Annotated in this window: 16 protein-coding genes; 8 read left to right on the top strand and 8 right to left on the bottom strand. The window is 40.6% G+C overall.

The features are described 5' to 3' along the window. Positions 1–140 precede the first annotated feature (140 nt). From MK396_RS08440 to MK396_RS08405, 8 genes are all read left to right on the top strand, one after another. Positions 141–590, top strand: coding sequence for an RNA polymerase sigma factor (locus MK396_RS08440; protein ID WP_268724275.1), 450 nt, complete (start codon positions 141–143; stop codon positions 588–590). 199 nt (positions 591–789) lie between these two features. Next, the gene (locus MK396_RS08435) at positions 790–1,110 is read left to right on the top strand and encodes a hypothetical protein (RefSeq protein WP_000874693.1); all 321 of its coding nucleotides are present in this window, start codon (positions 790–792) and stop codon (positions 1,108–1,110) included. After that, on the top strand, positions 1,110–2,210 hold the full coding sequence (locus tag MK396_RS08430; RefSeq protein WP_045610914.1) for a type IV secretion system DNA-binding domain-containing protein: 1,101 nt from the start codon (positions 1,110–1,112) through the stop codon (positions 2,208–2,210). Before MK396_RS08435 ends, MK396_RS08430 begins: the two co-directional genes overlap by 1 nt. Continuing rightward, complete coding sequence (locus MK396_RS08425) at positions 2,207–2,812, top strand: hypothetical protein (protein WP_268724274.1); 606 nt, start codon at positions 2,207–2,209, stop codon at positions 2,810–2,812. The genes MK396_RS08430 and MK396_RS08425 overlap by 4 nt, the downstream gene beginning before the upstream one ends. Positions 2,813–3,017: 205 nt before the next feature. Then, positions 3,018–3,623: a replication protein gene (locus tag MK396_RS08420; protein ID WP_001040935.1), complete on the top strand. Its 606-nt coding sequence runs from the start codon at positions 3,018–3,020 to the stop codon at positions 3,621–3,623. After that, positions 3,616–3,864 (top strand): MerR family transcriptional regulator, encoded by a 249-nt coding sequence (locus tag MK396_RS08415; protein ID WP_001058391.1) that lies wholly within the window; start codon positions 3,616–3,618, stop codon positions 3,862–3,864. Before MK396_RS08420 ends, MK396_RS08415 begins: the two co-directional genes overlap by 8 nt. Positions 3,865–3,953: 89 nt before the next feature. After that, positions 3,954–5,219 carry a tyrosine-type recombinase/integrase gene (locus MK396_RS08410; RefSeq protein ID WP_000447185.1) on the top strand — a complete coding sequence of 422 codons (1,266 nt, stop codon included), beginning with the start codon at positions 3,954–3,956 and terminating at the stop codon, positions 5,217–5,219. 190 nt (positions 5,220–5,409) lie between these two features. Further along, positions 5,410–5,928 (top strand): HXXEE domain-containing protein, encoded by a 519-nt coding sequence (locus MK396_RS08405; protein ID WP_268724273.1) that lies wholly within the window; start codon positions 5,410–5,412, stop codon positions 5,926–5,928. 132 nt (positions 5,929–6,060) lie between these two features. Here MK396_RS08405 and rpsD read toward each other — a convergent pair whose 3' ends face one another. The 8 genes from rpsD to MK396_RS08365 all read right to left on the bottom strand — a co-directional run bounded on the left by rpsD (position 6,061) and on the right by MK396_RS08365 (position 15,127). Further along, positions 6,061–6,672, bottom strand: a complete 612-nt coding sequence (gene rpsD / locus MK396_RS08400) for a 30S ribosomal protein S4 (RefSeq protein WP_000092756.1) — start codon at positions 6,670–6,672, stop codon at positions 6,061–6,063. Positions 6,673–6,874: 202 nt separating this feature from the next. Continuing rightward, positions 6,875–7,909 (bottom strand): sensor histidine kinase, encoded by a 1,035-nt coding sequence (locus tag MK396_RS08395; protein WP_033629184.1) that lies wholly within the window; start codon positions 7,907–7,909, stop codon positions 6,875–6,877. Next, positions 7,906–8,604, bottom strand: coding sequence for a response regulator transcription factor (locus MK396_RS08390; RefSeq protein WP_268724272.1), 699 nt, complete (start codon positions 8,602–8,604; stop codon positions 7,906–7,908). The genes MK396_RS08395 and MK396_RS08390 overlap by 4 nt, the downstream gene beginning before the upstream one ends. A gap of 80 nt (positions 8,605–8,684) precedes the next feature. Continuing rightward, positions 8,685–11,219 (bottom strand): SSURE domain-containing protein, encoded by a 2,535-nt coding sequence (locus MK396_RS08385; protein ID WP_268724271.1) that lies wholly within the window; start codon positions 11,217–11,219, stop codon positions 8,685–8,687. 155 nt (positions 11,220–11,374) lie between these two features. Further along, positions 11,375–12,040 carry a potassium channel family protein gene (locus MK396_RS08380; RefSeq protein ID WP_061420237.1) on the bottom strand — a complete coding sequence of 222 codons (666 nt, stop codon included), beginning with the start codon at positions 12,038–12,040 and terminating at the stop codon, positions 11,375–11,377. Positions 12,041–12,053: 13 nt separating this feature from the next. After that, complete coding sequence (locus tag MK396_RS08375; RefSeq protein WP_084852978.1) at positions 12,054–13,433, bottom strand: TrkH family potassium uptake protein; 1,380 nt, start codon at positions 13,431–13,433, stop codon at positions 12,054–12,056. Positions 13,434–13,466: 33 nt separating this feature from the next. Continuing rightward, entirely contained in the window at positions 13,467–14,231 is a 765-nt protein-coding gene (locus MK396_RS08370) for a nucleoside phosphorylase (protein ID WP_254736736.1), read from the bottom strand. Positions 14,232–14,503: 272 nt separating this feature from the next. Beyond that, the gene (locus tag MK396_RS08365; protein WP_000361924.1) at positions 14,504–15,127 is read right to left on the bottom strand and encodes a TetR/AcrR family transcriptional regulator; all 624 of its coding nucleotides are present in this window, start codon (positions 15,125–15,127) and stop codon (positions 14,504–14,506) included.

Raw genomic sequence — 15,127 nt, 5'->3', positions numbered from 1 at the left:
ATATGATGATATGACGATAAAGGTCATGTCTTGCATAGAATTGTTTCGCTGTTTCTTTGTTGTGCCTTTTAGCATACTCAGCGTTCAATATTTGCTCATTTTGTTTCCTTCTGTCCAAGGACGGAAAGGAGCTCATCATTATGAGCAATAAAGTACAAGAACGCCGTGAGCGTAAAATCAAAGAAGCTATTAAAGCTAAAAATTGGAATGAAGTAACTCGTTTGCTTCAACAAGAACAAAGTAATGCAGAACGGCGTGACCGATACCACCATAAACGAAATATGGAAGAAAGCATATCTCGTAATGACGGTAAACGACGTGAACGCTATGAAGTAGTTGCAAGTTCTGATTTGAATCCCGAAGAAGCTTTAATCCTAGCGGAGTTAAGACAAGCTATTCGTGAAGCTAAAGCATCCCTATCAGAAATTGACAGTAAGATTGTTGAAATGATAGCGGAACAAGGTTCAAGCTATAAAGAAACGGCTCGCTATATCACTGAACATTACAAGAAAATGAGTGATGTAACTGTCAAATCTCATTATTGTAAAGCACTAAAAAAATTAGCTCCTTTATTAAAAAGTTATCGCTAATACCTCAAATCCAGTGTCTCTGTCACTGGATTTTTTATAAAAAAATTAAAAATTTAACAAATAACTTTGCGTTTGGTTGTCTCATTCTCCTTAGTAATAAGGAGGTGATACATAACTAGAGCAACTACGTCCAGCTCACGACCAAAACCGAGCAAGTCTCATTCGTATTATTTCTCAATAATAAAGGAGGAACAACCCTATGGCGTTTAAAATGAAAACAACAAAAGGTGGTTATACAACTACATTGGCTGATAAAATTATCAGTCAAAAACAACCGATTTACTCACTTAGTACCGAACTTGAACCACAACAACGGTTTGAAGAAGGAAAACCAACAGGAGAAATCGTAGCCTATAAAGCATGGTTTGTACAGGAAGGACAAGACCCTTTCCAAGTAAAATTCGAAGATACGATTGAGCTTCCAGCGTTTCAATCCATGATTCAATTTGACACCCTACAAGCCTGCGAAGTAAAATATAACGTTTACTTCAAAGCAAATGGTATCAAGGAGGTTCGGTAATGACCTCACAATCTCGTGATGTGCTGAACCAATCTTTCCTGCAATCTTACCTGCTCCAGAGCCTAAACATGGCTCTAGGGGCTTTAATGCAGGGGGAAACCAGCTATACTAATTCTTTTAACGTCATTATTCAAGAAGACGGCTTTGTCTTTGTCCCTCGCCTACCGTGCGCTTATATCCTCGATGACGACTTATACAAGAAAATCTTTCTGATTGCCAATGCTTCACTTTACCCACAATATACGCTTCTAAAACAAAATGCTACCTATTTTGTCCCTCTAGACACAGATGACTTACACATTCAACGTGGTTTATTCTTCCCTTGGAAAAGAGGGATTTCAGAACGTTTAGCGATTCCTGATTTGGATAAGTTTTCAGCCAGATTGCCACATGGGAAAATCCCTATCATGAAGCACTTTGAACTCAATTTAGACAAGGTCAATCACTGGGCTATTGCTGGAAATTCAGGTTCTGGGAAATCGTATGCTCTCACTTACTTCTTGAGTGTACTGAAGCATATGTCTGACTTGATTATCATTGACCCGAAATTTGATACCCCAAGTCGTTGGGCAAGAGAAAATCATATTTCCGTTATCCACCCTGTCGAAAACCGTTCAAAATCTGATTTTGTATCACAGGTCAACGAACAATTAAGTCAATGTGCAAATCTCATTCAAAAACGACAAGCTATCTTGTATGATAATCCCAACCATCAATTTACCCATCTAACTATTGTTATTGATGAAGTCCTAGCTCTATCAGAGGGAGTCAATAAGAATATCAAAGAAGCATTTTTCTCCTTACTCTCACAGATTGCCTTGTTAGGACGTGCTACCAAAATCCATCTATTTTTAGTAAGTCAGCGTTTTGACCACAATACTATCCCAATTTCAGTAAGGGAACAGCTAAACGTATTGTTACAAATTGGAAATATCAATCAGAAAACTACTCAATTTTTATTTCCTGACCTCGATCCAGAGGGGATTGTCATTCCAACAGGACATGGTACAGGTATCATCCAAGTTATCGACAATGAACACCCCTACCAAGTTCTGCCCCTACTCTGTCCAACCTACTACACTAAGCGAGGTATCCTATGACCACAAAAAACTACTTTATAAGAAGTTTCAATCTTATACTATATTTGGTTCTCTCTACTCCTATCTGCTCTGTCTTCGGCTGGCTATTCAATTTTCTTTCCGTCCAATTAGCCAACATCTCATTTGTCAACCTAGATTCAGTTAAAAACATTACTGATACCATTAGTTCTGTAAGTCACAAATCCGCTCTTATTTCACTACTACTTGCCTTACTATTGACTGGATTAGAGATAATACAACGGTTGAAAACAGATAGTCTTTGGAACTATATCCAATCTGTCTATCACACTTTTCTGTTGCGACACTTCCTGTTTCAGCGTGAACGAGTACAGAAGATAAGCAATCTTGAACATCAGACGGTTACTACTATCAACCCAATCCATAACGGATTTAACCGAGCTGTTCGTAAGTGTATCGTAGATATACGAAAAGATACCATCACTATTTTTCTAAAAGTCCCTAGAGACCAACAAGGGCAAAAAATCCTAAAAGAGATGGAAGCACAATTAAAAGAAGAAATCGTCAGCCAACACGCAGACTATTATTTCTCCTCTCCTATTCGAGTTCGTAACCAATTGTGGTTCACTGGACAAAAACGTTAATCCCTTGGGGCTGTGGCTTGCGTTAAGCAAAAGCCAGACAGCCCCTTTTTATATTCTTTTCTATCATGACCTATTGGGGTGACTACGACCCCCAATAGATCAATAATCAATAATCACAAAAAATTCAATTTTTTCAAAAAAACTTTGCATACGACCTGTCATTTCTCCTTAGTAATAGAACCCAAAAGAAATGAGGTAACTGCCTATGGCAAAAGAACAGCGCTCAACCAAATGGACTTTTCTCTTCTACGAGGAAAGCGCACCAGAGAACTACTTGAATATATTAGAGGAACTCCATATTCCGTTTATTCTTAGTCCTTGGCACGATAAGGACGTTAATAGACAGACGGGAGAGTTCAAGAAATCGCACAAACACGGTGCTTTCTTCTTTGATTCACTGAAAAGCTATTCACAAGTATCAAATATCATCAGTGACAAACTAAACGGTCCAGCACATGTGGAGGTAGTTATGTCTCCCACTGGTTTATTTGACTACTTTACCCATGCGGAAAATCCAGATAAGACTCCCTACAACATTGAGGATATTGAAGTCGGTTGCGGCTTTAATTTAGAAAAATTCTTGATGGAGATGAACTCCTCGGATTTTATACATGAAGTAGTTGATATTATCGAAGAGAACGACTTTACCGAATTTGAAGAATTGGTCTGGTATGCCCGAGCAAACAATACCAATTTATTAGGGCTTATCATTGAACGTACATATTTCTTCGCCAAATACCTAGATTCACGAAGATACAATCCTAATCGACTCCATAATTCAAACACAGAGGAGAAAGAGAATAATGAATAACGAAAAATTAGAACAAATTGAACAATTATTGCAAACACTTATCAAACTCATTCAAATCAAAGAACAGAACATACCACTAAAGATAATACAACAGCGAGAATTGCTAAAACAGCTAAATATCTCCCCAAACACACTAAAAACTTGGGAACAAAAAGGATTAAAAAGATTAGAACCTCCTATAGAGGGAACTCGAACCGTCTTCTATCTACTAGATGATATTATCAACTTTTTACAATCCTAATTCTGAAAATTTGTGCTAAAATAGTTTTATCTAAAAGAAAGAGTGGTAACTATTTTAGCCTACTTCAATATCCATGAAGAAAGGCAAATATGGAAACTGAAACAATTATTCATAATGGCAAAAAAGTCATTAAAAAAATCAAAAAAGATAAGTCCATCTCATACACTTTGAAGGGGACATTTCTGGGAAAAGATATCAAAACTGGTAAGCAAGTCACTACTACCATTACAGCCAAGACACTAAAACAGTTAGATAGAGCAATCATTCAAGCACGACTAGAATTTGAAAAAAATGGCTCAACACGAGAAAAAGTTATCGTCATTGATACACTGGAAGATTTAGCTGAAGAATGGTTTAAATCATATAAAACCTGGGTTAACTCGCATAATACTCTGAACAGAGTAAGAGGTTATCTTGATAATTATATTATCCCTAAATTTGGAGATTACAAACCAGATAAAATTGAATCTGCGGATATCCAGCTTTGGTTAAACGATTTGGCAAAGAAATCAAAAGAGTCCATTGAATCTGGTATAAAGCGTGCTGATAAAGGTAGTGCTAAAGATTTTGGTGCTGTTATCCATAAGTTGAAAGATATTTTTGACTATGGAATTACAAACTATGGACTAATCACTAATCCTGTTAGCACTGTTAAGATACCACCTAAGCCAAAATCAAATAAGCAACGCATCATGGTATTACATGATGATGGTCTTGTAATATGGCTTAATTATCTTGAAAGTTTAGATAACAATAGAGCCAATCGTAGATTTAAGTTAATTTGTAATACTCTATTAGCCTCCGCTTTGCGAATAAATGAATTACTTGCATTGACGATTGATGACCTAGATTTTGAAAATTCTTCTATTAACGTCAGTAAAACATTGATGTGGAAAACCGCAAATAAAAAAGATGGGACAAAAGGGGAAGTTATCTGTAAAGCTACACCAAAAACTGATGCAGGAAATCGCTCTGTCCCTGTCCCTCCCCCCATAATAGAAAAACTCAGAGATTTCCACCACGAAATGAACAAGTATCTTGAATTGCACAACAGACATAGAACAAAACTGATTTTCCCTACAATCTATGGGAACTATATGTGTGACAGAAACGAGAGAACAACTCTTAAGAAAAGGTTAGTAGGTCTTGGATTACCAAACTATGGTTTCCATTTATTCCGACATACTCATGCTTCAATGCTACTTAATGCTGGAACAAATTGGAAAGAACTCCAAGTCAGAATGGGACATAAATCCATTTCAACTACAATGGATACTTACGCTGAATTAGCACCACAACGAAAGTTAGAAGCTGTGGGGATTTATCTTGAAAAGATTGCTGAGCTAACGCAATAACTACTCTACCATTCACTCTACCTTTTATTATGTAGCATTCTAGAAACATTGATGTACCAACGTTTCTAACAGCTAAAATAGAAATTATTTAACTCTTACAGAAGTGAAATAAGCACACCTAACTCAAAACGCCTTACTGGGCGTTTTTTGCTTTATTGGTTAGCGATCTATAACTTTTCAGGAGAGATTTATGGCATTTTATCTTTGGATGTTCCCGCTACTCTTTATCTTTCACGATATGGAAGAAATTATCGGTCTTGTCCCTTGGATTCATCTCAACGAAACCTTACTGGCTCAAAATGCTCCAGCTATTCTCAAGATTCACAAAGGAATTACAACAGAGGAATTTGCCCTTGCTGTTTTTGAGGAGTTTATTCTTGTCCTATCCATCACCTTATTAGCGTATTTTACTCAATCTAGAGTGCTCGAATTAGTTTGGTTAGGGGGATTTGTGGCCTTTGCACTCCATCTCTTGCTCCATATTGGACAATCAATTCTTCTCCGTAAGTATATCCCTGCTCTGATTACTTCTACCATTTGTTTTCCTGTCAGTGCTTATTTGATTACAGACATCGTACATTTGTGGCAAGTTTCGACTAGCGAATTTTTCCTATTTTCACTGGTCGGTTCAGGCCTCGTCGTCATCAATCTCCTCTTTGCTCTCTGGCTTGGGAAAAAGTATTCCACCTGGCTTGCCCATAACCATTAACAAAAGTTCCTTGCAATTTCATTTTGCAGGGAATTTTTTTATCCTCCTTCACAGTTAAGAATCGTTCTATAGTTTTTTAAGACAAAGCAAAAAGCCCACTGTTGTAGGCTTTCTGTAAGATATTTCTTAAAATTAAAGCATTTTGTTGTAGAATTCAACGACAAGTGCTTCGTTGATTTCTGGGTTGATTTCGTCGCGTTCTGGCAAGCGAGTCAATGAACCTTCCAATTTTTCAGCGTCGAATGATACGAATGCTGGGCGTCCAAGAGTAGCTTCTACTGCTTCAAGGATTGCTGGAACTTTCAATGATTTTTCACGAACTGAGATCACTTGACCTGGAGTTACGCGGTATGATGGGATATCAACGCGTTTTCCGTCAACAAGGATGTGACCGTGGTTTACGAATTGACGAGCTTGACGACGAGTAGTCGCAAGACCAAGACGGTAAACAACGTTATCCAAACGACGTTCCAAAAGAAGCATGAAGTTGAAACCTAGGATTCCACCTTTGATTTTTGTAGCTTGTACGAACAAGTTACGGAATTGTTTTTCACCTACACCGTAAGTGAAACGAAGTTTTTGTTTTTCAGCCAATTGCAAACCGTATTCTGACAATTTAGAACGGTTGTTTGGTCCGTGTTGTCCTGGTACGTAGTTACGACGTGCCAATTCTTTACCTGTACCTGTAAGTGAAAGGCCAAGGCGACGAGCTTGTTTCCAAGATGGTCCTGTATAACGTGACATGTGTATGTCCTCCTGATATAAATAATATTTCGGTGGAAATAGTCACTTAGAAAGCCCTGATTCGTGCAGATGCCCTTCGCCTAAACAGCCAAGGTTACTTGTCATAAGACACCTGTTGACGAGCTTCATGCTTTCCTGCTGCTATTTCACACAAAGACTACTATACCATGAAAAGCTAGATTTGTAAAGGGATTTTACGCCTTTATTTCAAACTAAGACTGAATGTAAACTTGCTTCCTAAGCCATACTGACTTTCTGCTGTGATTTCGCCACCAAGCTGATGGGCTAGTTCGCGTGCAATCGCAAGTCCTAATCCATGTCCACCCGTCTTCATATTGCGCGAAGTTTCTACACGATAAAGTCGTTTAAAAATCTTTTCCAAATCTTCAGGAAGGATCCCCTGACCCTCGTCTTTCACACTGATTGTCAGCTCTTGTTCTGTTAATTGGGCAAGAACCTCGATTCTGGTTCCTGGTTCTGAATATTTAAAGGCATTGTTTAACAAATTAACCAGAATGCGAGAGAGTTTGTCAGAATGGCTCTTGATTTTCGCCGACTCAGGTGATACTTGAATGTAAACATCTCGCTCCTCTTGTTCAATCTGGAGTTGAAATTCACTCATTGACTCAATCAGCAATTGATCTAAAAATACCTCTTCGACTTCTTCATCAGCAGTATCTTGAGGTTGTGTGTTAAGAGTCAAAACATCCAATTCCTCTACTAGCTTGTTTAGACGCTCAGTTTGCCGACCAATCGTGGCTAAGTAGTGGAGCCGCTCCTCTTCCTTAATCACTCCATCTAGAATTCCCTCCACAGTAACCTGAATGGAGGTAATGGGAGTTTTAATATCGTGAGAGAGCTGCGCAATCATCATTCTCTTTTCTTGCTCGCTCTCATCAAGTGATTGAAAGGTGGCTTGCAAATTGTGGGACATGTCATTAAAAGCCTGGCCCAGCTCTTGAAATTCTAATGGGCCTTTGGTTTCAATTTCTGTGCTGAAATCCTTGCTTGCTATATCCTGAGCTTGTTTTTTCAAATGTTTCAGAGAAGAGAACACAGGCGACAAAAGAAAGATGCTCACTGCAGCGCCAATGAAACTAGCAATCAAGGTCATTCCAACTAGAAAGTAAACTTCACTTTTCTCAATCAACATTCGTTGGACTGCCCAGAAAACGACCAAAATTGTTAGTAGAGTCGACACTAGATACCCCACTAAAATATAGTTTTTTAATTTCATTTTCTACCTCTTGGTCTTTCCATCTTATAGCCCAAACCCCAGACCGTTTTGATAGCAGGAGCATTTGAATTTGTATACTTGGTCAACTCTTGCCTCAAAGCATGGATATGAACATTGAGTGTATTGGTATCATCCACATAGTCCTCTTGCCATACCTTCTCGTAAAGTTCCGTCTTTGAAAAGACTCTCTCAGGATTGCTGGCTAATATCCATAGAAGTTCAAAGGATTTTACTGTCAATTCCAAAGGTTGCTCCCCAATGCGAACTTCATGAGTCACATGGTTGATTATCAAGTCACCAAACTCGATCTGTTCTGTCTCTCCTCCGCGGCTAAGGCGACGCAAGATATTATTCACTCTTAAAACCAATTCGCGTGGGCTAAAGGGTTTGACTATAAAATCATCTGCCCCCAAACTTAACCCATAAATTTTATCCTGTTCGCTTGTCTTAGCAGTTGTAAAGAGGAAGGGTTGATCCGGAGCGATATACTGAACTTCACTGATAAAATCATAGCCATCCATATTGGGCATCATGATATCTGTGATAATGAGGTCGATAGATTTTTTTCTGAAAAGCTCTAAGCCCTCCTTACCATCATGGGCGACCAAAACATCGTAACCTGCCTGTATAAGATAGCGGTTTTGAATATCTAGAATATCTATCTCATCATCAACCAGCAAAATTGTCTTTTTCATCTGACACTCCTTCGATAAAAACAGTGTTATACTTGCTTTAGTATAACACTATTTTCCCTAATGTTTAAGTGATTTGAATCTTAATCTTCTCGTTTGGTTGTCAAACCCAAAAGTCCAACAAGACCTGCCAAGGCTAGACCAAAGATACCAAGGCCAGCTGTAGCCGTTTTAGCTTCCCCAGTATTTGGTAGCATCGCTTTATCATCTTTTTTCATTATATTAGCCATTGGGCTAGAAGCTGGTTGATCTACTTTCATATCTGACATATGGTGATTTGTACCCATCATACCCTCAGTCATACCTGTAGAGCCTGTTTCAGAAGGCTTCGTATTCATCTGACCTTGTTGAGATGGTATTGTCGCCATTTCTTTTCCACGAAGTCGAATCGTTACTTGACGAGTAGCAATCAGATTGGTCAAATCAGGTTTGCCATCTTTAGATCCATAGACTTTAACAGTAGCTAGATATGTATGGGTTCCGTTAGCTCGAAGTTGATCCAGCAAGGCCTGACCATCTTTGCCAACCGTATTGCCATTCAAATCCACTTCGTAGAAATATTGACCTTTAGCCAAGCCTTCAAGTGGCAATAGGGCAGGATTTTTAGCTGTTCCATTGTCTGACCATGGAGCTTTGTCTGAGGCTTTTAACAAGAGGCGAGTCAACATACCATCTCCACCAAAAGCTTCGTATGGAATAACTTGGTTGACACCAGCCAAGAAAGGTCCAGGAACCTTAGCCTTATCAAGGTAGCTAGCTGGAACATCAATCATGTCTTTGACATTGTTAACAACAGAGTCTTTGACCTGATTTGGTGTGGTCAAGCCATTCAAATTAACAGTCAAATCTTTAGTCGCTACGAGGTTAGTTAAGTCAGGTTTGCCGTCTTTTGCACCGTACACTTTGATGGTAGCTTTATAGCTTTGAGTTCCATTTTGTTTCAAGAGATCAAGCAACTCTTTGTCAGATTTGCCTTGGGTGCCAGCCAAGTCTACTTCGTAGAAGTAAAGGCCTTTGCCCAATTTCTCTACTGGTGGGAGAGCGGGATTTTTAGCTGAACCATTGTCTGACCATGGAGCCTTATCAGATGCTTTCAAGATCAGACGAGTCAACATACCATCTCCACCAAAAGCTTCATATGGAATAACTTGATTGACACCAGCTGTAAATGGACCTGGGAAATTAGCCTTGTCCAAGTAAGTGGCTGGGACATCTACTGTGTCTTTGGTGTTGTCAGCCACACCCTTTTGCACTTCAGCTGGTGTGGTCAAGCCATTCAAATTAACAGTCAAATCTTTAGTTGCTACGAGGTTAGTTAAGTCAGGCTTGCCGTCTTTCGCACCGTACACCTTGATAGTAGCTTTATAGCTTTGAGTTCCATTTTGTTTTAAAAGATCAAGCAACTCTTTGTCAGATTTACCTTGGGTGCCTGCTAAATCCACTTCATAGAAGTAAAGGCCTTTGCCCAATTTCTCTACTGGTGGGAGAGCGGGATTTTTAGCCGTTCCATTGTCTGACCATGGAGCCTTATCGGATGCTTTCAAGATAAGACGAGTCAACATGCCGTCACCAGCGAAGAATTCGTATGGAATAACTTGGTTGACACCAGCTGTGAATGGTCCTGGGAAGTTGGCTCTATCCAAATAAGAAGCCGGAACATCTACTGTGTCTTTGGTGTTGTCAGCCACACCTTTTTGCACTTCAGCTGGGGTGGTCAAACCATTCAAGTTAACATCCAAATCCTTAGTCGCTACGAGGTTAGTTAAGTCAGGCTTGCCATCTTTCGCACCGTACACCTTGATAGTAGCTTTATAGCTTTGAGTTCCATTTTGTTTTAAGAGGTCAAGCAACTCTTTATCTGATTTGCCTTGGGTGCCTGCCAAGTCTACTTCATAGAAGTAAAGACCTTTGCCCAATTTCTCCACTGGTGGGAGAGCAAGATTTTTAGCTGAGCCGTTGTCTGACCATGGAGCCTTATCAGAGGCTTTCAAGATAAGGCGAGTCAACATACCATCACCACCAAAGGCTTCGTATGGAATAACTTGGTTGACACCAGCTGTAAATGGGCCTGGGAAATTAGCTCTATCCAAATAAGAAGCTGGGACATCTACTGTGTCTTTGGTGTTGTCGGCCACACCTTTTTGTACTTCGGCTGGAGTGGTCGCTGATTTCGCTTCACTGGCTTCACGGTCTTGTCCAGAAACTGTAGACGCAGGACTTTCCACAGGTTTAACTGCATCTTCTGTTTGTTTCTTAGAGTCAGGTTGTGCTTGCACTTCTTCTTTTGGTGCTACTACCGGGTCTTTAGCAGTTGCATCCGCTGTTTCTGAAGAGCTTGTCGGATCCACACTTGCTTTAGGTGTTGGAATAGACTGTTCTGAAGGAAGAGCTACATCAACTGCTTTCTTGAGAACCTCTGCTGGTAAGTCGCTCTTTTCACTCACCGAAGCAGCGCTTGGCACGACTTGGGCAGGAGTCGGATTGACGACATCAGCACGTGCAGAACTTGGTTGCCCAACTAGGACAAAGAAGCCACTGGCCACAACAACTGAGGCAACGCCGACACTGAGACGGCGAATAGACCAACGAGTATATCTCTGATTTGGATTGAATTTCATAGGATTCTCCTTAGAGTTTTTCTTTTTTTGATGACTCTAGTATAATCTCCTAAAATTAAAAAGGATTAAGAAAAAGTTAAAATTTTTCTTAAATCCCTCTTATAAAATACTTATATTGACTCAATAGTTATTGGAAAAAAGTAGCCCTTCCTCTCCTACTCACTCAGCTCTGTTAGAGTATCCAAATGTTGGTTATTAATCACCGCCATGATATAGGTGCCTGACCGTAAAAGGTCATCAGGACCGAATTGAACATCTAGAGGAGCATTTTCATAGTCACGAAATCCAAGTACATTGAGATTGTATCGCCCACGTAAATCTAGCTGACTAAGGCTTTTCCCTGCCCAAGATTGGGGGATTCTCATCTCGACAATTGAAACATTCTTGTCCAACTGAAAGACATCTACGCTGTTATGGAAGAGAATTCTCTGCGCTAACGAACGTCCCATTTCAAATTCCGGTGAGATGACAGAGTCCGCACCAATTTTCTCCAGTACCTTTTTAGCCATGTGACTTTTTACCTTGGCAATGACGGTCGGTACTCCTAGACTCTTACAGTGCATGACCGCAAGAACACTGGATTCCAGATTTTCCCCCGTTGCAACGACTACGGTATCGCAGGTGTCAATTCCCGCTGATAGAAGGAGTTCTTCATCCGTGATATCCCCAACTACCCCACGCGCCAGCACGGGTTCAAATTGATTAATGCGCTCCTCGTGGTCATCAATAGCAATGATATTCATATGATGCTTGGCAAGAGCAGCCAAAACACTACTCCCAAAAATTCCCAAGCCTAAAATTCCAATCGTCCGATCTGACATCGTTCTTCCTTTCTTATCCAATGGTGATATCTGCTTTCATATAGTGAATCAAATCTTTCTTGTCTGGCTGGTATTCTGCTAAACTGACCAGTAGTGTCAAGGGGCCAATACGGCCGATAAACATCAACAACATAACGATACTGAGAGCTAACTTACCTAACTCTGGTGTTAAATTCGCCGTCACTCCAACTGTCGCAAGGGCTGAAATGGTCTCAAACATGAGGTAGATAAAGCGCGGATTTCCTTCTGCTGTTATCCCTAACAGAATCAAGCCCAACAAGAATGTTAGCAAGAAGATAATAAATACACTAAAAGATTTTTGCACGGTTCGAGGTTCAATAGTTCTCCGAGCCACATTGGCATGAGGTAAGCCCAATAGTTCGCTACGAGCGAAGGCCAACAAGACAAAGAAGGTCGTAATCTTGAGTCCCCCTGCCGTCCCTCCAGGTGCCCCACCCAGAAACATCTGCAAGATGTAGATCAGCAGGGTGACCGGTCGAGCCTGGGTGTAGTCAATAGAGGCAAAACCTGCCGTTCTCATGCTGACAGTCTGGAAAAAGCTAACCAGCAGTTTCTCTGGGACGCTGAGATTCCCAATCGTACCTGAATTGTTCCACTCAATCAAAAGGGTTGATACCGTTCCAAAGAATAAAATTCCCGCTGTTAAAAAGAGAACCAGCTTAGTGTGAAAGCGAAGACGGCGCTTTTTCTTTTTCCCAAACTGGGTCGCTAGGTCAAACCAGACCATAAATCCTAGACCACCCGTTATAATCAATCCTGCAATCACTAGATTGATCAAAGGGTCCGTCTGAAAGACTGCCAAACTCGTACTTCCAAAATTATCAAATCCAGCATTGCAGAAAGCTGAAATAGCCAAAAAGATAGAGGTTAACATCCCTCGCCCCCATCCAAATTCAGGAATGAAGCGGAAACTCAGTAGAAAGGCACCGAGCCCTTCTACCAGAAAAGTCGTCAAAAAGATCGATCGGATGAAGTCCTTTAAGGACTGGGTTTCCCCATAACTAAAACTTTCTTGAATAGTCTCACGGCTACGAAGACTGAGCTTTTGTTTCCCTTGGATATAAAAAATTCCAATAAAGGTCATAAGCCCCAAACCACCGATCTGGATCAACAGCATGCAAATCAATTGACCCCAAATATTATAAGTAGAGGCCACCGGCTGGGTGAAGAGCCCTGTCACACAGACCATGGACACAGTCGTAAAGAGATGGTCAAAGTAGGTCGCTTGTGACGTTGTTGCTTGCACAAAGGGGAGGCTTAAAAGGAGCGAGCCCAAGAAGATAACTAAGGCAAAACTTAAAAAGATACGACGGGCTGGCGATAACCGAACCAGCGTCGTCTTTATTTTTTCCAAAAAAGATTTGAATAACATAGCTACATTGTACCATAAAAACAGTAAGAGCACTCACATGTGGTGCACAATAGCAAGACAGAGTTCGAGCGCCTTATCAAAAGCTTCCGAACCCCAGTCACGACTGTCGTAGTTATCTAGATCCGCCAGGGAATCTGCGGTAAAGAGCAGTTCTCCCCAGACAACCCTACGTAACTGAGCTACTGCCGCAAGAGCAGAGCACTCCATCTCCACAACAGCACAGCCTTCTTCCTTGCGATAGGCAATCTTTTCAGCTGTCTCTCGGTAAAAACCATCTGTCGTCCAGGTCATAACTTCCTCGTAAGGAATGCCTTTTTGTTCCAAGACTTGCTCAATGGCAGAGATAGCCTCAATCTGTATCTCCATATAACGAGAAGGTGCTACATAGTGGTAGCTGGTCCCCTCATCTCGCAGAGCGCGAACAGGGATGAGAAAGGCATTCTCCTCTATATCGGCTAGGACGCCACAGGTACCAGTAGAGATGATTTGCTCCACACCATAGCCAATCAACCAATCCATAAACTGGGCCGCTGGGGCAGAGCCCACGGGCGCCTGGGCCAGACAAATCTCTTCGCCTTTATAGTTGAGGACGTAGACTGGATAAGTCTTGGTGGCCGAAACGAACTCACCAATACAGTCCGCTCCTACTTCCTGGGCATATCGGTCAATCTCCTCCTCCAAAAACGCATAGATACACTTCTTTGGCAACTTTAAGTCCAATCCCTCATGTGTTGGCATAAGGACCGCCTGGGGATTGTCATCAAACTCCAAAATGGGAATCGCATGTTTCTGAATCATAACCCACCTCCTGTAATTTTGTACTATTGTATCAAAAGCTGACGGAGTGTCAAGGAGTTGACTTTAGCAAGCCAGAAAACTCCTCTTCCATATATTTAAAAAATCGTTGCACCGCTGGAGAGGTTGGTTTCTGTTTTGGCAAAGTGATTGAGGACTTATAAAAACATATCAAATCCAATAACAAAAAGACATGAATCTGAAATAAGCAGAACATGTCTTTTTTAGCTTGTTTGAAAGTTAAGTAAATAAACCTTAGTTCTTCTAGAACTCCCTTATTTCCACAAACCACCTAAAATCTGTTTTTCTAATAAGTCTAAGTCTTCCTCTTTTATTTCTCCATTATCGCTAACGATATAAAGCTGAGCGAAGTAAGCCAACAATGGACCAACACAAATACGAACCATTTGAGGAATCGTTAACTCTGGATTTACACGTGGATCTGCTAGCAATTCCTTATGAAGCACTCGAAGTTTATCTTGAATAGCATTCCAGATAAAAATCTGTTCATTTTTTAGTTTTTTATTTGAAAAACTCTCCTGCAGAATGATTTTCATCAAAGCACGATTTTTTTTGAGATAGCTCATACGATCATGGACGAGATAACGAACCCTCTCTTCTGTCGTTTCAAAAGCTAAGAGTTCCTCAAAAAAACTACCGAAAATGCCTGGGACTACAGGATGTAAAATAGCCGTCAGTAAATCATCCTTCGTCTTAAAATACTTAAACAAAGTTGCCTGGCTTAGTCCAGCACGCTCAGCTATGTGAAGAGTTGAGGTCCCATGGTAACTCCTGGTTGATATGAGATCCACTGCTGCCTGCATGATTTTTTTCTTTCCTTGAGGGTAATTCGCTTCTTCTAAGTAATCTTCAAACGATTCAAAAACAGTCTTATCCAT

It is taken from the genome of Streptococcus oralis (genome assembly GCF_026782235.1).
Classification (GTDB): domain Bacteria; phylum Bacillota; class Bacilli; order Lactobacillales; family Streptococcaceae; genus Streptococcus; species Streptococcus oralis_CC.
Note: the sequence above shows the minus strand (reverse complement) of the source record. Positions and strands in the feature narration are given on the sequence as shown.

Coding starts and splice junctions, on each gene's coding strand:
- MK396_RS08440 (WP_268724275.1), top strand. CDS start 141: ATGAGCAATAAAGTACAAGAACGCCGTGAGCGTAAAATCAAAGAAGCT.
- MK396_RS08435 (WP_000874693.1), top strand. CDS start 790: ATGGCGTTTAAAATGAAAACAACAAAAGGTGGTTATACAACTACATTG.
- MK396_RS08430 (WP_045610914.1), top strand. CDS start 1,110: ATGACCTCACAATCTCGTGATGTGCTGAACCAATCTTTCCTGCAATCT.
- MK396_RS08425 (WP_268724274.1), top strand. CDS start 2,207: ATGACCACAAAAAACTACTTTATAAGAAGTTTCAATCTTATACTATAT.
- MK396_RS08420 (WP_001040935.1), top strand. CDS start 3,018: ATGGCAAAAGAACAGCGCTCAACCAAATGGACTTTTCTCTTCTACGAG.
- MK396_RS08415 (WP_001058391.1), top strand. CDS start 3,616: ATGAATAACGAAAAATTAGAACAAATTGAACAATTATTGCAAACACTT.
- MK396_RS08410 (WP_000447185.1), top strand. CDS start 3,954: ATGGAAACTGAAACAATTATTCATAATGGCAAAAAAGTCATTAAAAAA.
- MK396_RS08405 (WP_268724273.1), top strand. CDS start 5,410: ATGGCATTTTATCTTTGGATGTTCCCGCTACTCTTTATCTTTCACGAT.
- rpsD (WP_000092756.1), bottom strand. CDS start 6,672: ATGTCACGTTATACAGGACCATCTTGGAAACAAGCTCGTCGCCTTGGC.
- MK396_RS08395 (WP_033629184.1), bottom strand. CDS start 7,909: ATGAAATTAAAAAACTATATTTTAGTGGGGTATCTAGTGTCGACTCTA.
- MK396_RS08390 (WP_268724272.1), bottom strand. CDS start 8,604: ATGAAAAAGACAATTTTGCTGGTTGATGATGAGATAGATATTCTAGAT.
- MK396_RS08385 (WP_268724271.1), bottom strand. CDS start 11,219: ATGAAATTCAATCCAAATCAGAGATATACTCGTTGGTCTATTCGCCGT.
- MK396_RS08380 (WP_061420237.1), bottom strand. CDS start 12,040: ATGTCAGATCGGACGATTGGAATTTTAGGCTTGGGAATTTTTGGGAGT.
- MK396_RS08375 (WP_084852978.1), bottom strand. CDS start 13,433: ATGTTATTCAAATCTTTTTTGGAAAAAATAAAGACGACGCTGGTTCGG.
- MK396_RS08370 (WP_254736736.1), bottom strand. CDS start 14,231: ATGATTCAGAAACATGCGATTCCCATTTTGGAGTTTGATGACAATCCC.
- MK396_RS08365 (WP_000361924.1), bottom strand. CDS start 15,127: ATGGATAAGACTGTTTTTGAATCGTTTGAAGATTACTTAGAAGAAGCG.